The sequence below is a fragment of the Bradyrhizobium sp. WSM1743 genome (genome assembly GCF_000473065.1).
GTDB lineage: Bacteria > Pseudomonadota > Alphaproteobacteria > Rhizobiales > Xanthobacteraceae > Bradyrhizobium.
This window is the reverse complement of the sequence record NZ_AXAZ01000001.1, coordinates 45,876-64,173: the sequence shown is the minus strand read 5'-3', so window position 1 is coordinate 64,173 and position 18,298 is coordinate 45,876. Positions and strand designations below refer to the sequence as shown.

The following is an 18,298-nucleotide window of genomic DNA, read 5'->3' as shown; positions in this document are numbered from 1 at the left end:
TGCTCCGATCATCGAGGTGGGCTCGGATAGCGCCCTCTTGTTTGCCCACGATCTTTTCGGAAAACCGCTGCGCACTTGCGCTCGCGCGGCCCTCCAGGTTCGGACCGTAGGCTAGCCGAGCCCGCTACGCGGATTGTAGGGATGTTGGTCCTGCCATTTCTCCATCAATGCCTCAAGCTCTGTGTCGTTCCCGTCCGGTAGCATAATCCTGATGGTCACGAAGAGATCCCCGGTTCCACCGGCTTTGGGCAGGCCCTTGCCCTTGAGGCGGAAGGTCCGGCCGCTGGAGGTGTTTTTGGGGACCGAGAGCTCCACGGCATTGCCGAGGGTGGGCACGCGGACCTTGCCGCCGAGCACCGCCTCGTAAAGCGTGACCGGCAGGTCGATCCTGAGGTCGGCGCCCTCGACCTTGAAGAACGGGTGCGGCGCGATGTTGATGGTGATCAGGAGATCGCCGGGCGGATGGCCATGCGCGCTCTCGCCCTGCCCCCGGAGCCGAATCTGCTGGCCTTCGGTGACACCAGCCGGAATCTTGACGTTGAGCTCCTTGCCCGTCGGCAGCCGGACGCGCTTCTCGCCCCCCTTGGCCGACTCCTCCAGCGAGACGGACATGGCAACATTCACATCGAGATCGAGCCCGATGCCGCCGGTGTCGAACTCGAACTGGGCGCCGCCGCCGGCCCCGGGCCGCGCGCCGCGCATGCCGCCGCCGAACATGCTGTTGAGGATATCTTCGAACGCACCGCCGCCCGGGCCGCCTGCACCGCCGCTCCGGAACGTATAGCTTTCGAACCCGCCGGGACCCGCACGGCCGCGCGGTCCCCCGCCGCCCGGAAAACCCTGAAAGCGCGGCTTGCCCTCGGCATCGATCTCGCCGCGGTCAAACTGCTTGCGCTTGTCCTCGTCGCCGAGGATCTCGTTGGCCGAGTTGAGCTCGGCGAAGCGCTCGGCCGCCTTCGGGTCACCCTTGTTGCTGTCCGGATGGTGCTTCTTCGCCAGCTTGCGATAGGCGCTTTTGATCGCGGCAGCGCTGGCGCTCCGCGGCACCCCCAAGACCTCATAGGGGTCGCGCATTCGTCACGTCTCCTTCAAGAAATCGAATTGTTCAAAGGGCTCCCCGCCCCACCTGCCGGTCATGTGGGAAGAGAGTGGCATTTTTGCAACTAAGAGCGCGCGCGCAGCTCTAAGTTTGGAGCATGATCTTATCGGAAAACCGGTTCCCACTTTTCGCGAACGCGGCCCTTCGGGTCCGGATCATGCTCAGCTCCGCCACGGCTTTAGCGTATGAATCTCCCAACGGCCATGGCTGCTTTGGCAGCCGGCGCCCTGGAGCCAGCTTTCTGTGCTGCCGTTGACGTAGCTCGCCAGGAAGTCGCGGCATTTGCGTCCGTCCTCGGCGGCATAGGACTGCGCGATCGGCGTCACCGAGCCGCGCGCCCCGGTCTCCGGATTCTCCCAGTGCTGGCTGGAATCCTTGTCGCCCTTGCTGAGGACGTCGGAGGCGGCGTTGCGGGTAAAGGCGAGATCGGTCTCGGTCGGGGGGGCATCCTTCGCCGGCCGCGCGATCGAGCCGGTGAGGTCGCCGTCGTCGGCCTTGGCATAGGCGCTGCTGTCGTTGCGGGAAAAGCTGCAGCCGCCGGCACCAAGCCCGATCAGAATCATCGTCATGGCGAAGCCGGACGGCCGGATCGCCGATAGGCCAACGCGTCCCCATGCCCTATATAGGGCGGTAGCGGACAACAACGCGTTTTGGGCCGCGGGACGCAACTCGGACTCCGGACATGACCGACACGACCTCGATGAAACACCAGACACCCTTAACATCCGGTGATTTCACCGCTGCCGATGAGCCATTTGCGCTGTTCGAGGCTTGGCTGAACGAGGCGATCAAGAGCGAGCCGAACGATCCGAACGCCATGGCGCTCGCGACCGTCGACCCTGATGGGCTGCCTGACGTGCGCATGGTGCTGATGAAGGGCTTCGACACCGAAGGTTTCGTCTTCTACAGCCACATCGCCAGCCAGAAGGGCCGCGAGCTCGCCGCAAATCCTAAGGCAGCGTTACTTTTTCACTGGAAGTCGCTGCGCCGTCAGGTCCGCATCCGCGGCAACGTGACGCCGGTGAGCGACGCGGAGGCCGACGCCTATTTCGCCACCCGCCCGAAGCAGGCCCAGATCGGCGCCTGGGCGAGCAAGCAGTCGCAAGAGCTGGAGAGCCGCTTCGCTTTCGAACAGGCCATCGCCAAGGTCGCGGCCAAATACGTCATCGGCGAAGTGCCGCGGCCGCCGGGCTGGAGCGGCTGGCGCATCACGCCCTTGCGTATCGAGTTCTGGCACGACCGCCCGTTCCGGCTGCACGACCGCATCGAATTTCGCCGTGACGCGGCCGGCCAGAAATGGTCCAAGACGCGGATGTATCCTTGAGCCTCAGCTTGAACCCTGTCTCGAGCTTTGGGCCGAATTGAAAGATGTCCATGCCGCATTCGTCCAATGCACCGCGTCGTACGCTGCTTCTGACCGGAGCCAGCCGCGGCATCGGCCACGCCACCGTGATCCGCTTCTCCTCGGCGGGATGGCGCGTCATCACCTGCTCGCGGCATCCATTCCCGGAGGACTGCCCCTGGGACGCGGGACCCGAGGACCATATCCAGGTCGATCTCGGCGATCCCGAGGACACCGCGCGCGCGATCTCCGAAATCCGCAACCGGCTCGAAGGCGGCACGCTGCACGCGCTGGTCAACAATGCCGCGATCTCGCCCAAAGGACCGGGTGGCTCCAGGCTCGGCTCGGTCGACACCGACCTCGACACCTGGACGCATGTCTTCAACGTCAACTTCTTCGCGCCGATCATGATGGCGCGCGGGCTGATCGAGGAATTGAAGGCAGCCAAGGGATCGGTCGTGAACGTCACCTCGATCGCGGGCTCGCGCGTGCACCCTTTCGCAGGCGCCGCCTATGCCACCTCGAAGGCGGCGCTCGCCGCGCTGACGCGCGAGATGGCCTCCGACTTCGGCCGCATCGGCGTGCGCGTCAACGCGATCGCCCCGGGCGAGATCGACACCTCGATCCTGTCACCAGGCACCGAGAAGATCGTCGAGCAGCAGATCCCGATGCACCGCCTAGGCACGCCCGACGAAGTGGCAAAGATCATCTACGTGCTGTGCACGGACACCAGTTCCTACGTCAACGGCGCCGAGATCCACATCAACGGCGGCCAGCACGTTTGATCGGTGAGCGTCATTCCGGGGCGATGCGAAGCATCTAACCCGGAATCTCGAGCTTCCGGGTTCGATCCTGCGGACCGCCCCGGAATGACGGATGAACTGATCAGCTGATTTCGCCGTAGCTTGATTTCGGAAGCAAGGCGATCCAGACAACGCCGCCGCAAGGCCTGGATCGCCCTTGCCTTCCGTTGCTCAATCGAGTCGAATCCGACGTGACCTCTCGCGCGGCCGCGGAGCGGCCGTGCTGAATGCGGTCGAGCAGTCGTCGTCGTTCTCACCATCGAGCAGCGGAGCACCACAGTGCCGGCACATGCGCGCCGACATCGACGGCGCCTTGCCGCTCGCCAGGATCTGACGATAGTTCGCCAGATCGATGACGTTGCGGGGCGACGTTATGTGTTTTTCAACCATGGCTGTTCCTCGCGGCTACGCACTGCTTATCGCAGACAAGTTTCGCGCAAACGTTCAGCCCACCGCTCAAATTTTACCGGAGGAATTGCGGCAAGGCGCGTACATCACCGCGCCGCCGCAATCCCGATCTATTCTGCGACACGATTCACCGTGTCTCAGCGAGCGGCGTAATATCTCGGTAGGTATCTTTGCTCGAGCATGGCACCTACAACCACTTCTTCCACTTGAAGATCCAGTACGGAACGATGGCGGCGACCAGCATCATCACCAGCGCCATCGGATAGCCGTGCACCCATTCGAGTTCCGGCATTACCTTGAAATTCATGCCGTAGACCGAGGCGATCAGCGTCGGCGGCATCAGGACAACGGCCATGACCGAAAACAGCTTGATGATGTTGTTCTGCTCGAGATTGACGACGCCAAGCATGGCGTCGAGCACGAAGGTGATCTTGTTGGACAGATAGGAGGCGTGGTCGGTCAGCGAGGCGACGTCGCGCTGCATGGTCTTGAGCTGCTCGCGCATGTCCTTCGACCATTTCACGCCCTCGACCACCGCGGAGAGGAACGTCACGACGCGACCGATCGACACCAGGCTCTCGCGAACCTTCGAGGTCAAATCGCCCTTGCGGCCGATCGAGATCAGGATCTGGGAATATCTCTTTGCCTGCCCGTGGCGCTCGCTCTCGGGCTCGAAGATGTCGTGCGAGACCTGATCGATCTCGGTGCCGCAACGCTCCAGAATGTCGGCGCAGCGGTCGATCACGGCATCCAGCAGTTCCATCAGCACCATCTCGCCGGTGATGGAAGGCGTGCAGGAGCGAGCCAGCTTGGCCTCGACCAGGGCAAACGGCTTCGGCAGGTCGTAGCGCACCGTCACCAGGCGGTGGTCGCCGAGGATGAAGGTCACCGCCGTGGTCCGGGGCATGTCGGTGTCGGAGTGGCACATCAGCGTCGCAGTCATGTAGCGCGCGCCATTCTCCATATAGAGGCGGCTGGAGATTTCGATCTCCTGCATGTCTTCCCGGGTCGGGATGGCGATGCCCGCAAGCCGCTCCACCGCCTTGTCCTCGGCCGCGCTCGGATTGACGAGGTCGATCCAGACGGCATTCTCCGGCACCGCCGCAAGATCCTCGATGACAGCCTTCTTGAGGGCGGACTCGGAGGGAACAAACACCGAAAACATCAAAAGCTCCAGAGATCCTGCGACAGAATGACAGCCCCTTAGCGCGATTCTGACAGGTTCACGATGACAACAACATTAACGGAGCGTTTGCATTTGCGGCGTCCTCGGGGCTCAACTGTGGCACGGAATCGACAGTCTGGCGCGTCGGGCCAAAAAACCTTCACAACACCCCCAAATTTGCGGCAGAAAAGCCACAGCTGGGCTCTTGCAGCGCGGGAAAAGGGCTTCAGCGCTGGAATTGTGGCAGATTTCGACGATAATGGGGATTAACGGAGTCGAGGAACTTGGGCGCTAAGCTCAGGCGTTCCGCACGGTATTGTTTTGATTGGAACCAAACCATGTCGTCGCTGAAAGTTAAGTTTGGGATTTTGGCCGCTGGCCTGATGCTGTCGGGCTGTATGCAGGCCACGCACTATGAGGCGACCGACACCAAGGCCTTCAAGCCGAAGGACAAGGAACTCCTGGCCAAGGTCCGGTACGAGAACACCCCCGTTGCAGAGCCGTTCCGCCGCGCGATCGTCGAATACCACCGCAAGGAGTCCCCGGGTTCGATCGTGGTCGATTCCGACAACCACTATCTCTACTACGTGCTGGAGGGGGGCAAGGCGATCCGTTACGGCATCACTGTCGGCGAGGAGGCTATGGCCTGGTCTGGCATCGCCAAGGTCGGCAGCATGACCGAATGGCCGGCTTGGCATCCGACACCGGGTGAGATTTCGCGCCTGGGCGTGCCGACCTATGTCGCGCCCGGTCCGGACAATCCGATGGGCTCGCGTGCGATGTACCTCTATTCTGGCGGCAAGGACACGCTGTTCCGCATCCACGGCACCAACCAGCCGGAATATATCGGCGCCTCGATCTCGTCGGGCTGCATTCGCCTGACCAATGAGGACGCGATCGACCTCTATAACCGGGTGAAGGTCGGCACCATCGTCGTGGTGCTCGAGCCGAAGCACGGCGACTCGCCCTACAACTCGCGGCTGGCGCTCGGCAGCAGTCAGACCGGCCAAGCGGGCAGCTACTGATCGCCTCCTGATCTCTGAAATCCAAAAGCGCCGGTTTTACCGGCGCTTTTTTGTTGCCGGCTTGTTTGTTGCCGGTTTGGACGATTGAGCCTTCTGCTCCGACGCCGGCTTGTCCTCGGGCGGAGAGGATTTCTCCGCCGCCTCATCGTCAGCACCTCCCTGTGCCTCGGGCGTGGCCGCCGCCTCGCGCGGCGGCGCCTCCTCTGGACGTTCCGCCGGCAAGAGCGGAGCAACCTGCGGCAGGGGATCCCAGACATTCCACTGGCAGATCCGGTAGTCGTTGCGCCGCAGCGCGAGATCAAGATGGATATGGTCCTCGTGGTACCAATCCGAGCCCGGACCGAGCACGGTGGAGAAGCGCGTGCAGACCGAGTGCAGCACGCGCTCGCGCACCTCGCGCGACACGGTGCGGTCTGTGAGGCCGATCGACTGCCCATTGGCGAGCTTGATGGCGCGGATGTCGATGGCATTGGCCTTGCCATGCTCGGACAGCATCGCGCCAGCGACGCGGTTGCGGCCGCGGCATTCGAAGGAATCGAAATTGTCGAGCTCGCTGATGGGCGAGCCGAGGCTGGCGGCCAGCGGCACCATATCCTTGCGCACCCAGTCGACGATTGCGGACGCCATGGTGCAGCGAAGGATTGCCGCCGGCTTGACCGTCACCTTGCGCTTGTCCGGCAGCACGATGGCTTCCAGCCGCACCAGATCCTCGCCGCCGCACGCGCCGGGGCCGCGGATATCCGGAATTGAGGGCGCGATCGCAACGTCCTCGGTCAGCGCGAGGCGGCAGGCTGAGGGCTGTTTCTGGGGTGGCGATGCGGCATCGGCAGGCTTGTCGGCGCTCGGTTGGTCCGGAGACGGCTTTCCCTCAGCCTCCGCCGGCGCCTCCTCCGGTGCCTTTTCCAGCGCCTTGGGGGCCTCTTCAGGGCGCGGTCTTGGCAGCGGAGTCCTGGCGGCATGAACAGCCGCGCGCGGCCGTGGTGTACCAAGGCCGAAGATATCGAGTGGGGCAGGATATTTCCGCGCCTCTGCCCTCTCGGCAAGCAGAAGCACCAGCCCGAGCGCAGCGGTAACCATTGCCGCGCCAGCGGACATATAGCCGCGACAAGACCATTTGCGGCGAAAGTCCGGCAGGCTAAAAGTCATGTCAATTCTTTGGCCCAACGCTGAGAGCGACAAAGCGCCCAGCGACTTCTCGGAGGAACGTCGGAATGCTTGGTTTGATGCAAGATTGGCCCCTGCTCTGCCACCGGATCATCGAACACGCCGCCAGGATTCATGGCAAGCAGGAGGTGGTCACGCGCTCGGTCGAGGGACCGATCCATCGCACCAACTACGCCGAGATCCACAAGCGCGCGCTCAAGGTCTCGCAGATGCTCGAACACGACGGCATCAAGCTCGGCGACCGTGTCGCAACGATCGCCTGGAACACCTGGCGCCATCTCGAGGTCTGGTACGGCATCATGGGGATCGGCGCCATCTGCCATACCGTCAATCCCCGCCTTTTCCCCGAGCAGATCGCATGGATCATCAATCATGCGCAGGACCGCATCGTGATGACCGACATCACCTTCGTTCCGATCCTGGAAAAGATCGCCGACAAGCTGCCAAGCGTGGAGCGCTACATCGTGCTCACCGACAAGGCGCACATGCCTGAGACCACGCTGAAGAATGTGGTCGCCTACGAGGACTGGATTGCCGAGGCTGACGGCAAGTTCAAATGGAAGGACTTTGACGAGAACACGGCGGCCGCGATGTGCTACACGTCGGGCACCACGGGCGACCCGAAGGGCGTGCTGTACTCGCATCGCTCCAACGTGCTGCACGCGCTGATGGCCAACAATGTCGACGCGCTCGGCACCAGTGCGTCCGAGACGATGCTGCCGGTGGTTCCGCTGTTCCACGCCAACAGCTGGGGCATCGCCTTCTCCGCGCCCTCGCAGGGCACCAAGCTGGTGATGCCCGGCGCCAAGCTCGACGGCGCCTCGGTCTATGAGCTGCTCTCGATCGAGAAGGTAACGCACACCGCCGGCGTGCCGACGGTGTGGCTGATGCTGCTCCAGCACATGGCCGCCAACAATCTGAAGCTGCCCGACCTGAAGATGGTGATCTGCGGCGGCTCGGCGATGCCGCGCTCGATGATCAAGGCCTTCCTCGACATGGGCTCGAACGTCCGCCACGCCTGGGGCATGACCGAAATGAGCCCGATTGGCAGCGTCGCGGCGCTGAAGCCGCCGTTCCAGAACGCAACGGGCGATGCCAAGCTCGACGTGCTTCAGATGCAGGGTTATGCGCCCTTCGGCGTGCAGATGAAGATCACCGACGACGCCGGCAAGGAGCTGCCCTGGGACGGCAAGACCTTCGGCCGCCTCAAGGTCTCCGGGCCCGCCGTCGCCAAGGCCTATTACCACGTCGACACCAATATCCTCGACGAGGAAGGCTTCTTCGACACCGGCGACGTCTCGACGATCGACGAGGACGGCTACATGCGGATCACCGACCGCTCCAAGGACGTGATCAAGTCCGGCGGCGAGTGGATCTCCTCGATCGACCTCGAAAACCTCGCGGTCGGCCACCCGGCCGTGGCGGAAGCCGCCGTGATCGGCGTGTTCCATCCCAAATGGGATGAGAGGCCGCTATTGATCGTGCAGCTCAGGCAGGGCCAGCAGGCCACACGCGAGGACATCCTCAAATACATGGATGGCAAGATCGCCAAATGGTGGATGCCCGACGATGTCGTCTTCGTCGACGCCATCCCGCATACCGCGACGGGCAAGATCCTGAAGACGGCACTGCGCGACCAGTTTAGGGATTACCGCTTCCCGAACGCGGCGGCTTGACGGGAGGTGGCACCCTCCCCTGGAGGGGGAGGGTCGGCTCACATGGAGCGAAGCGGAATGTGAGACGGGGTGGGGTGATCTCTGCACACGGGCACCGCCTCAACGGATAGACTGTCACCCCACCCCGCTCGCGCTTCGCGCGATCGACCCTCCCCCTCCAGGGGAGGGTGGTACGACCCTTGAATTTGCCTCCGGGCCGTGGTCTCAACGGCGCATCGTCGCGCCACATCGGCTGGCGCCGCCCTCAACATCCGGCAGAGCTCCCCCGATGGCCCGCAGGTTTTCCGCTCCCTACCAGTCGGAGCCCGTGTCCAGCCTCGCGAGCTGGGCGCGCAATCTGGCGGTGTTCGCGGTGGTGGCGGTGGTGGTGTCGGTCATCATCGTCCGCTTCGATTTCCTGGAGCCGAAGCCGGCGCTTGTAACTTTCTTCGGCGGGCTCGCGATCGCCGGCCTCTCGATCTTGTTCGGGCTCGCCGGCTTTGCCGCGATCTGGCAGAATGGCTCGCGTGGCATGGCGCGCATCCTGCTCGCCTTCCTGATCGACGGGGCGATCCTCGCCTATCCCGCCTATCTCGGCCTGCAATATCGTAAGCTGCCGTCGATTTACGATATCACCACCGACCCGATCGATCCGCCGCGCTTCGAGGCGCTGGCGCGGCTGCGTACCGGCGAAGGCACCAACCCCGCGGTCTACGCCGGCCTCTATTCGGCGGAGCAGCAGCGCCACTTCCATCCCGACATCGAGCCCGTCGAGCTCGAGATTTCTGTCGACCGCGCCTATGCGATCGCGCTCCAGCTCGTCCACAAGCGTAAATGGATCGTGATCGATGAACGCGCACCGCAGCCCCCGCGCCGCATCGGCCGCATCGAAGCGGTCGCGCGCACGCCGATCATGGGTTTCCGCGAAGACGTTTCGATAAGGGTCGTGCCGGATGGCGATGATTCCCGCGTCGATATCCGTTCGGCTTCGCGTAATTTCGACAGCGATCTCGGCAGCAACGCCGCGCGCGTCAAGAAATTCATCGACGATCTCAACACCGCCGCCGATGCTGACGCGCTCAAGCCAGTAAAGAAGACGCCGGTCGCGCCGCCCAAGGCGCCGGCGAAGACGGTGAAGAAGTGACGCGCCCGCGTCATCCCGGGGCGCCGCAAGGCGGCGAACCCGGGATCTCGAGATTGTGGCGCGAGATTCCGGGTTCGGTGCTGCGCATCGCCCCGGAATGACGAGAGGTTAAGCGTTCGCCATCCGATACGTCCCGCCGATCACGGGATCGCCCTCGGTCGCGACCACGCCGCGAGCGACCAGGTCTTCTAGGTGCGCCAGCACGGAGTAGCCGGCGGCCGTCGTCAGCCTCGGATCGATGCCGATATAGATCGCGCGGACCATGGTCGGGATGTCGGTCTCGCCCTTGGCAAGGCGGTGCAGGATCGAGGCCTCACGCGCCTTGCGGTGACGGATCAGGAAGCGCGCAAAGCGCGGGCCCTCGGGAATCTCGGGGCCGTGGCCTGAGAAATAGAGATCCTCCTCGCGCGCCGCGAGCCGGTCCAGCGAGGCCATGTAGTCGGTCATCGAGCCGTCGGGCGGCGCCACGATCGAGGTCGACCAGCCCATCACGTGGTCGCCCACGAAATTGAACTTTCGCTCGGGCCAGGCGAATGCCAGATGATTGGCTGTGTGGCCGGGCGTCGCCACGGCCTCGAGCCGCCAGCCGTCGCCTTCCACGACGTCGCCGTGTGCGAGGTTGACGTCCGGCGCAAAATCGCGGTCGGCGCCGGACTCTGGATTGTGCTTCTCGCTCTCGAAACGCGGCCGCGAGGCGCGATGCGGGCCCTCAGCGTAGACGGTGGCCCCCGTCGCCACCTTGATCCGCGCGGTGTTCGGCGAATGATCGCGATGGGTGTGGGTGACGAAGATGTGCGTCACCGTCTCGCCCCGCACGGCATCGAGCAGCGCCGCCGCATGCGCCTCGTCATCTGGACCGGGATCGATGATCGCGACATTGCCCTTGCCGACGATGTAGCTGACCGTGCCGGTGAAGGTGAACGGGCTGGGATTGTTGCAGAGCACGCGCCGCACACCGGGGCGGACCTCCTCGACGATGCCGGCTTTCAGCGGAAAATTGCGGTTGAACGGGACGTCGTCATTGTCGGACATGGCTTCTCTTTGTTCTTTGACGTCATTCCGGGCTGGCCCGCGAGGGCCAGACCCGGAATCTCGATGAACAGGAGCGATGCGGCCCGAAATTCTCAGGTGCGCAATTGCGCACCAGAGTTCGATGCTTCGCATCGCCCCGGAATGACGGAGAACCAAATCAGAAAAACGCCTGAATGCCCGTGATGGCGCGGCCGAGGATCAGGGCGTGGACGTCGTGGGTGCCCTCGTAGGTGTTGACCGTCTCGAGATTATGGACGTGGCGCATCACGTGATACTCGATCGAGATGCCGTTGCCGCCGTGCATGTCGCGGGCGGTGCGGGCGATATCGAGAGCCTTGCCGCAATTGTTGCGCTTGACGATCGAGATCATCTCGGGCGCGAACTTGCCCTCGTCCATCAGGCGGCCGACGCGCAACGAGGCTTGCAGGCCCAGCGCGATCTCAGTTTCCATGTCCGCGAGCTTCTTCTGCACGAGCTGGGTCGCGGCGAGCGGCTTGCCGAACTGCTTGCGGTCGAGCGTGTACTGGCGGGCGCGGTGCATGCAGTCCTCGGCGGCCCCTAACGCACCCCAGGAGATGCCGTAACGGGCGCGGTTGAGGCAGCCGAACGGGCCCTTGAGGCCGGAGACGTTGGGCAGCAGGGCGTCTTCCGGAACCACGACGCCGTCCATCACGACCTCACCGGTGATGGAGGCGCGAAGTGAGAGCTTGCCGCCGATCTTCGGGGCGGAGAGGCCCTTCATGCCCTTCTCCAGCACGAAGCCGCGGATCTGGTTGTCGTGCGCGGCCGACTTGGCCCAGACCACGAACACGTCGGCGATCGGCGCGTTCGAGATCCACATCTTGCTGCCGGTGAGGCGATAGCCGTCCGAGACCTTCTCCGCGCGGGTCTTCATGCCGGCCGGATCGGAGCCGGCGTCGGGCTCCGTCAGACCGAAGCAGCCGACCCACTCGCCGCTGGCGAGCTTCGGCAGGTACTTCTTGCGCTGGTTCTCGTCGCCATAGGCGTAGATCGGGTACATCACCAGCGAGGACTGCACCGAGTTCATCGAGCGATAGCCGGAATCGACCCGCTCGATCTCGCGCGCGACGAGGCCATAGGCGACGTAGCTCGCATTGGCGCAGCCGTATTCCTCCGGCAGCGTGATGCCGATCAGGCCGAGCTCGCCCATCTCGTTGAAGATCTCGCGGTCGGTCTTCTCTTCGAGATAGGCCTTGGAGACGCGCGGCAGCAGCTTGTCCTGGGCGTAGGCGCGGGCGGTATCGCGCACCATGCGCTCGTCTTCGGTGAGCTGCTCGTCGAGCAGGAACGGATCGTCCCACTGGAAAGAAGCCGCAGCCGGCTTGTCCTTGGCCTGAGGGCGCACGCTCATGAAACGTCCTTTCGCGTCTGGTTCCGTCGATAATTGCCCGACAAATTAAAGCGCCGCGGCAACAAGTTCAATTGCATCCTGGTTTCGATCGTTCCGGGGCGGTGCAACGGCGCGCACCTGGAAGCGACGTGGTCAGGTTTCGAGCTGCTCGTTGGCGACGATCTCGATGCCGAAACCCGACAGACCCTTGTAGTCGTGCACCGAGGAGGTGAGATGCCGGATCGAGGTGACGCCGAGGTCGCGCAGGATCTGCGCGCCAACGCCGACCTCGCGCCACTGGCGGTTGCGGTCAGCCTCCGTCGACGACTCGTCCGGCAGTGGCGCCACGGGGACACCGGCCGCGCCGTCACGCAAGTAAACCAGCACGCCACGGCCCGATTTCTTGAAATGCTCGAGCACGACCGCCATGCGCTTGTGGCCGGTGAAGGTGTCCTTGACGATGTTCGGCTTGTGGAAGCGCGTCAGCACGTTCTTGCCGTCGCCGACGCCGTTGTAGACGAAGGCGACGTGCGCGATGGAATCGAACGGCGAGCGGTAGGCATAGCCCTGCAAGGGACCGATCGGGCTCTCGGTGACGAAGGTCGAGACCCGCTCGATCAGCTTCTCGCGCGCCTGGCGGTAGGCGATCATGTCCGCGATGGTGACGTGCTTGAGCTTGTGCCTGGCGGCGAACTGCGCGACCTGCTCGCCCTTCATCACGCTGCCGTCGTCGTTCATCAGCTCGCTGATGACACCGACCGGCGGCAGGCCGGAGAGCTTGCAGAGATCGACGGCGGCCTCGGTGTGGCCGGAGCGCAGCAGCACGCCGCCGTCCTTGGCGATCAGGGGGAAGATGTGGCCTGGCCGGGCGAAGTCGTTGGCGCCGACATTGGGATTGGCAAGCGCGCGGCAGCACGAGGCGCGCTCCTCGGCGGAGATGCCGGTGCCGCCATCGGGCTTGTAGTCGACCGAGACCGTGAACGCGGTGGTGTGCGCGGAATCGTTGTGGGCGACCATCGGATCGAGCCGCAGGCGGCGCGCGTCCTCGGTCGTCACGGGCGCGCAGACGATGCCGGAGGTATGACGGATGATGAACGCCATCTTCTCGGCGGTGCAGAGCGAGGCAGCGACGATCAGATCGCCCTCGCCCTCGCGATCCTCATCATCGGTGACGACGACGAGCTCGCCCCGGGCAAAGGCCTGCAAGACTTCCTGAATGCTATCGGGCATTTCCCAATCTCTATCGGTTATGGCCGGGAGGCTTAGCCGGACTTGAGCCGGGGCGCTAGTCTTCCCAGCGCAACCACATATGCCGGACGGCAAGCCTGCCAGGGTGGTTCAGGCTTGCACCGAAGATACCAAGGATATAGGCGCCGACCGCCGGAAAGGAAGGCGGCCGGGCGCGGTCAGGGCAGCACTTCGCGCCGCTCGCCGAGCCGCTGATCGAGCTCGGCGCGCTTGTCGGCCAGAAGGCCGGCCTGGGCGGCTTCGATCACCGTAAACAGCTCGTGGGCGTCGCTGAGCCGGGTCACGGTGACATAGCTGGCGCCGGCCTCGTAGAGCGCACCGACGTCGGCCAGGAGATCGGCCGTGGCGACGATCAGGGCGTTCGGATTGAGTGCGCGGACGTGGCGGACCAGCTTCTCGTTGGTGGCGCCCTTCAGCAGCGAATCCGGCACGCTGAGGATGATCATCTCGGACTTGCCGATGCCGGCGTGGAGCAGCGTGTCGACATTGCTGATGTCGCCGTAGATCACGTGCAAGCCGCGCGAGAGCAGGGTCTGGTACACATTGGGGTTGAAATCGACCACGGTGATCTGCTCGAGCAGCACCGGCGTCTGCCGTTCGATCTCGGCCAGCAGCGCGCTCGCCGCACGGAAAAAACCGAGGATGACGATGCGGCGGGCCTCGCCATGGGCGCCCTCGTGCCCCTCCTCGGCATGGCCGTTGCCATGGTCGAGATCGCGCAGGCCGATCCGCTTCAACGGGCCGATCGCCCAGCGGGTGATCTCGTCGCTGCGGGTCATCACGAAGGTGGAGAGCACCGCCAGCACCACGAAGGCGAAAGAGGCCGCATTCGCCGTCTCGGCTGCGATGTGGTGGTCGGCGACACCGGTCTGGATCACCACCAGCGAGAACTCGGAGATCTGCGCAAGGTTCAGCGCCGGCAACAGGCTGGCGCGTAGGCCCTGCTTCATCAGGTAAAGCGGGGTGAACGTGGTAACGAGGCGGCTCACCACCGTGAACGCCGCGATCATCAAGGCAAGGCCAATCACCGAGAGGCCGGGCACGGGAATGGTCATGCCGAGCGCGACGAAGAACAGCGTGATGAAGAAGTCGCGGAGCGTGGTGACCTTGGCGGTGACGTCGAGCGCGTAGGGGAAGGTCGAGAGCGAGACGCCGGCGATCAGCGCGCCCATCTCGCGCGACAGCGAGAGCCGCTCAGCGGTCTCGGCGACGAGGAAGCACCAGGCGAGCGCGCCGAGCAGGATCAGCTCGGGCCGCCGCGCGATCTGGTGGAACAGGCGCGGCAGCACGTAGCGGCTCACCAGCAGCGCGGCAGCGACCAGCACGGCGACGCGGCCGATCGAGAGCAGGATGACGCTGACCTGCAGATTGGCCAGGCTCGGCTGCACCGCCAGGAACAGGATGGCGAAGATGTCCTGGAGCACCAGGATGCCGAGGGTGATGCGGCCCGGCAGCGTATCGAGCTCGCGTTTCTCGTAGAGCACCTTGACGATGATGACGGTGCTCGACAGCGCGCAGGCGACGCAGAGATAGACCGCATCGAAATGCCCGCCGCCGAGCGACAGGCCGATGCCGACGAAGAACAGAACCCCAAGCAGACAGCCGCCGAGCAGCTGGCTGCCCGCCGCAAACAGGATCACCCGCCCTGCCCGCACGATCTTCTTCAGGTCGATCTCCAGCCCGATCATGAACAGCATGAAGATCAGGCCAAGCTCGGAGATGACGCTGATCGATTCCTGCGAATGGACCCAGCCGGCGCCGAATGGACCTATGCAGAAGCCGGCGATAAGGTAGGCCAGGATCAGCGGTTGCCGGGCGAAATGGGCGAGCAGGCCCAGCATCCAGGCAAACAGGATAGAGAGAGTGATGTCGCGAATGAGCTCGTGCATGCCAAATTGGTCCGTTTTGCCGCACCCTAGAGACGGGTTGCGGTGCGACAAGCGAGCAATTCGTCACATGCGGAATGGGCTCATCGCAGCCATGCTGCTAAGTCCCCTCGCCTTTGCCGTGCCCGCCGCCGCGCAATCCAAGGTCAATATCGAACAAAACTTTGCTGATTCGCTCACCCCGCTGCCGAAGGAGGACCTCGCCGTTTCCGGCGGCTTCTACGTGCCCGCCTATTCCAGCGTCGCGATGAGCCAGGGCAAGCTACGTGTCGACTTCTCGGTGACGCTCAGCATACACAACGCCTCCGAGACCCAGCCGCTGGTCATCAAACGCATCGCCTATTTCGACACCGCAGGCAAGCAGGTCGAGAGCTATCTGAAGACGCCGGTGGCGTTGAGGCCGCTCGCCACCGTCTCGATCTTCATTCCGACCGACGACGTGCGCGGCGGGACCGGAGCCAATTTTCTCGTCGACTGGGCCGCCACGGGCGATATCGCCGAGCCGGTGGTCGAAGCCTTGATGGTTGGCGGCATCGCCAACGCGCATTACGCTTTCATCAGCCAGGGCCGTCCGACTAGGACGGCCACAAAGAAGTGAGGCCGCCCGACCAGGACGGCCGGCAAGAAGTAAGGCGGTCGGTGCAAAGCCGCCGCTCAACAAGAACAAAACGAGGAACGCTCCCATGACGTCCAGCTTCGAATTCGCGCCCCTGTTTCCCGCAGGGCTGCCGGCCCCCTCTGCGCGCTGGACGGGCCTTGCCAAATACAGCTTCGTCGGCGGCAACAACGATTCCGAACAGGTGCCGCTCGATGAGCTGATCGAAGCAACCAACACGGTGCTGCGGCGCGAGGGCCGCTCGCTCGCCACTTACGGTCTGGCGCATGGTCCGCAGGGCTACCTTCCCTTGCGCGAATTCCTGGTGACGAAACTCAAGCGCGATGCCGGCATCAACTGCACGGTCGACGACCCCCTGATCGTCTCCGGCTCGCTCCAGGCGCTCGACCTCGTCAACGCCACGCTGCTGACGCGCGGCGACACGGTGATCTTCGAGCAGGAGAGCTATCAGGGCGCCCTGACGCGCCTGGCGCGGCTCGGCGTCAATGTCGTCGGCATTCCGCTCGATGCGGACGGCATGCGCATGGACTTGCTGTCCTCCACGCTGGCCGACCTGAAGGGCCGCGGGATCCGGCCGAAATACATCTACACCATCCCGACGGTGCAGAACCCGACCGGCAGCGTCATGCCCGAGAGCCGCCGCACCGAGCTGGTGCGGCTCGCGGCCGAATACGGCGTGCCCATCTTCGAGGACGATTGCTATGCCGACCTGGTCTGGTCGGGGCAGCGGCCGCCCGCCATCTACGCGATGAGCCCGAACGGCGGGGTGATCCATATCGGCTCGTTCTCCAAGTCGATCGCGCCGGCGCTGCGCGTCGGCTTCGTCGTGGCGCCCTGGGAGGTGATGTCGCGGATGCTGGCGCTGAAGACGGATGCGGGCTCCGGTGCGCTGGAGCAGATGGTGCTCGCCACCTATTGCAAGCCGCATTTCGCAAGCCATGTGCCGGCGCTGACGAAGGCGCTGCGCACCAAGCTCGACACGCTGATGGAAGCGCTCAACGAGCAGTTCGGGACGGCCGCCGAATTCGAGGAGCCGAAGGGCGGCATCTTCCTGTGGGTGAAGCTGCCCGACCAGGTCGATACGCTGAAGCTGTATCAGGCCGCGCTCGCGGCGGGCGTCTCGATCAATCCGGGGCCGGAATGGTCGACCAGCAAGGATCATTCCAGCTCGCGGCTGCGGCTGTGCTTTGCAAGTCCGACGCATCAGCAGATCCGCGATGGCGTCGCCGTGCTGGCCGAGGTCTGCCGCAAGGAGTTCGGCGTGCCCGCCCGCAGCGCCAATGTGGAGAAGCGAGCCTGATATCAGGCCGCCTGGGGCTGGCTGCTGTGGATCGCGGAGGCCAGCCGCAGCAACAGGGCGATCGAGACGTTGCCCTTGCCGGCCTCGATCTGGGCGATGTAGCGCTCGGAGATCCCGGAGCGGCGGGCCAGTTCCCGGCGCGACAGGTCGCAGCGCATGCGCGAGGACCGTAAGCGATCGCCCAGCTCGGTCAGAAACGCGGCCTCGGAATAAGGCGGTACGGCACAGCTCCCCGGCAGCACCTCGTCCGCAAAATCCATGACTTGATTCAGCATTGGTCTATTCACGTTCGCCTTCGGGAATGCCATCTTACCCTCGAGACGCCCTGCTTCATTGACGCGGATCAAATTCGCGAGCGATCGGCGGCTGCCGTGGAACGGCCGCCAGCGTGATGCTACACTTTGGAATTCTTCGAGGCGGGGTTTTTCAGGACATGATGGGTTGGTTTGGCCGCTGGATCGCGGCTGCGGTGCTGTGGGTCGCGTTCACCTCCATGGCCGGCGCCGAGACGCTGGCCTCGACCGTGGGGCAATGGGGCCTGCTCGGCTCGTGGGCTGTCGACTGCGGCGCCCGGCCCGACCGCGACAAGGGCGCGCTTTTGACTTACGAAATCCGGAAAGACGGCCGGGTGATGTACCGCCGCAATTTCGGCGAGGCCAGGGACGAGAACGAAGTGGTGTCCGCCACGGTCAACGCCGAGGGCCTGCTTGATGTGATGGTGTACTTCCCCGCGCTGCACCAGGCGCGCGAATTTGGACTGCTGTTGCAGAAGGACGGCAGCCTGCGCGCGATCTACAATCGCAGCGAGCGCGGCGAGTACACGATCAGGGACGGCAAATACGTCGCCACCGGCGCACCAACTCCCGCGCAGCAGCGCTGCGATTAGCCGCCATTATCAAGCGCAGCCATCGCCACTGGCAGCTAATCCGCAACACGAATGAAAATGGCCCCTCGCGGGGGCCATTTCTTTGCGCGCTCTCTTCCTTCTCTCACAAGGGCAGAGGGTGACAGCGCCTAAAGCGCGATGAAACGAGGCTTGATCGCTGCAACGAGGGAGGTG

At 64.3% G+C, this 18,298-nt stretch carries 18 protein-coding genes; 8 read left to right on the top strand and 10 right to left on the bottom strand.

Annotation, left to right across the window (positions count from 1 at the left end):
• Positions 1–111: 111 nt before the first annotated feature.
• Positions 112–1,074: a DnaJ C-terminal domain-containing protein gene (locus YU9_RS0100355; protein ID WP_027570969.1), complete on the bottom strand. Its 963-nt coding sequence runs from the start codon at positions 1,072–1,074 to the stop codon at positions 112–114.
• Positions 1,075–1,260: 186 nt separating this feature from the next.
• The gene (locus tag YU9_RS0100345) at positions 1,261–1,668 is read right to left on the bottom strand and encodes an RT0821/Lpp0805 family surface protein (protein WP_027570968.1); all 408 of its coding nucleotides are present in this window, start codon (positions 1,666–1,668) and stop codon (positions 1,261–1,263) included.
• A 113-nt stretch (positions 1,669–1,781) separates the two neighbouring features.
• On the opposite strand from YU9_RS0100345, the gene pdxH reads away from it, so the two are divergent.
• Positions 1,782–2,423, top strand: a complete 642-nt coding sequence (pdxH, locus tag YU9_RS0100340) for a pyridoxamine 5'-phosphate oxidase (RefSeq protein ID WP_027570967.1) — start codon at positions 1,782–1,784, stop codon at positions 2,421–2,423.
• Between the two features lie 50 nt (positions 2,424–2,473).
• Positions 2,474–3,226, top strand: a complete 753-nt coding sequence (locus tag YU9_RS0100335) for an SDR family NAD(P)-dependent oxidoreductase (RefSeq protein ID WP_027570966.1) — start codon at positions 2,474–2,476, stop codon at positions 3,224–3,226.
• A 189-nt stretch (positions 3,227–3,415) separates the two neighbouring features.
• Here YU9_RS0100335 and YU9_RS45255 read toward each other — a convergent pair whose 3' ends face one another.
• Together YU9_RS45255 and YU9_RS0100325 are read right to left on the bottom strand one after the other, a co-directional pair.
• A complete protein-coding gene (locus tag YU9_RS45255; protein ID WP_027570965.1) occupies positions 3,416–3,634 on the bottom strand; it encodes a hypothetical protein in 219 nt (72 codons plus the stop codon).
• A gap of 205 nt (positions 3,635–3,839) precedes the next feature.
• A complete protein-coding gene (locus YU9_RS0100325) occupies positions 3,840–4,817 on the bottom strand; it encodes a magnesium transporter CorA family protein (protein ID WP_027570964.1) in 978 nt (325 codons plus the stop codon).
• Positions 4,818–5,155: 338 nt separating this feature from the next.
• Here YU9_RS0100325 and YU9_RS0100320 point away from each other — a divergent pair, with 338 nt between their 5' ends.
• A complete protein-coding gene (locus YU9_RS0100320) occupies positions 5,156–5,842 on the top strand; it encodes a L,D-transpeptidase (protein ID WP_027570963.1) in 687 nt (228 codons plus the stop codon).
• A 36-nt stretch (positions 5,843–5,878) separates the two neighbouring features.
• Here the strand turns inward: YU9_RS0100320 and YU9_RS0100315 are convergent, their stop codons facing one another.
• Positions 5,879–6,988: an extensin family protein gene (locus YU9_RS0100315; protein ID WP_027570962.1), complete on the bottom strand. Its 1,110-nt coding sequence runs from the start codon at positions 6,986–6,988 to the stop codon at positions 5,879–5,881.
• A gap of 65 nt (positions 6,989–7,053) precedes the next feature.
• Between YU9_RS0100315 and YU9_RS0100310 the strand changes: the two genes are divergently transcribed.
• Both YU9_RS0100310 and YU9_RS0100305 read left to right on the top strand, forming a co-directional pair.
• Positions 7,054–8,682, top strand: coding sequence for a fatty-acid--CoA ligase (locus YU9_RS0100310; protein WP_027570961.1), 1,629 nt, complete (start codon positions 7,054–7,056; stop codon positions 8,680–8,682).
• 268 nt (positions 8,683–8,950) lie between these two features.
• On the top strand, positions 8,951–9,805 hold the full coding sequence (locus tag YU9_RS0100305) for a DUF1499 domain-containing protein (RefSeq protein ID WP_027570960.1): 855 nt from the start codon (positions 8,951–8,953) through the stop codon (positions 9,803–9,805).
• Between the two features lie 108 nt (positions 9,806–9,913).
• Here YU9_RS0100305 and YU9_RS0100300 read toward each other — a convergent pair whose 3' ends face one another.
• The 4 genes from YU9_RS0100300 to YU9_RS0100285 all read right to left on the bottom strand — a co-directional run bounded on the left by YU9_RS0100300 (position 9,914) and on the right by YU9_RS0100285 (position 15,325).
• The gene (locus tag YU9_RS0100300) at positions 9,914–10,837 is read right to left on the bottom strand and encodes an MBL fold metallo-hydrolase (RefSeq protein ID WP_027570959.1); all 924 of its coding nucleotides are present in this window, start codon (positions 10,835–10,837) and stop codon (positions 9,914–9,916) included.
• Between the two features lie 157 nt (positions 10,838–10,994).
• Positions 10,995–12,209 (bottom strand): acyl-CoA dehydrogenase, encoded by a 1,215-nt coding sequence (locus YU9_RS0100295; RefSeq protein ID WP_024340297.1) that lies wholly within the window; start codon positions 12,207–12,209, stop codon positions 10,995–10,997.
• A 132-nt stretch (positions 12,210–12,341) separates the two neighbouring features.
• The gene (gene ribB / locus YU9_RS0100290) at positions 12,342–13,418 is read right to left on the bottom strand and encodes a 3,4-dihydroxy-2-butanone-4-phosphate synthase (RefSeq protein WP_027570958.1); all 1,077 of its coding nucleotides are present in this window, start codon (positions 13,416–13,418) and stop codon (positions 12,342–12,344) included.
• A gap of 176 nt (positions 13,419–13,594) precedes the next feature.
• Positions 13,595–15,325: a cation:proton antiporter gene (locus YU9_RS0100285; RefSeq protein WP_027570957.1), complete on the bottom strand. Its 1,731-nt coding sequence runs from the start codon at positions 15,323–15,325 to the stop codon at positions 13,595–13,597.
• A gap of 67 nt (positions 15,326–15,392) precedes the next feature.
• On the opposite strand from YU9_RS0100285, the gene YU9_RS0100280 reads away from it, so the two are divergent.
• Positions 15,393–15,920: a DUF3124 domain-containing protein gene (locus tag YU9_RS0100280; RefSeq protein WP_027570956.1), complete on the top strand. Its 528-nt coding sequence runs from the start codon at positions 15,393–15,395 to the stop codon at positions 15,918–15,920.
• An 85-nt stretch (positions 15,921–16,005) separates the two neighbouring features.
• Complete coding sequence (locus YU9_RS0100275; RefSeq protein WP_027570955.1) at positions 16,006–17,238, top strand: PLP-dependent aminotransferase family protein; 1,233 nt, start codon at positions 16,006–16,008, stop codon at positions 17,236–17,238.
• A gap of 2 nt (positions 17,239–17,240) precedes the next feature.
• Here YU9_RS0100275 and YU9_RS0100270 read toward each other — a convergent pair whose 3' ends face one another.
• Entirely contained in the window at positions 17,241–17,513 is a 273-nt protein-coding gene (locus tag YU9_RS0100270; protein WP_027570954.1) for a helix-turn-helix domain-containing protein, read from the bottom strand.
• A 158-nt stretch (positions 17,514–17,671) separates the two neighbouring features.
• On the opposite strand from YU9_RS0100270, the gene YU9_RS0100265 reads away from it, so the two are divergent.
• Positions 17,672–18,124 carry a hypothetical protein gene (locus YU9_RS0100265; RefSeq protein WP_027570953.1) on the top strand — a complete coding sequence of 151 codons (453 nt, stop codon included), beginning with the start codon at positions 17,672–17,674 and terminating at the stop codon, positions 18,122–18,124.
• The last annotated feature ends 174 nt before the right edge of the window (positions 18,125–18,298 follow it).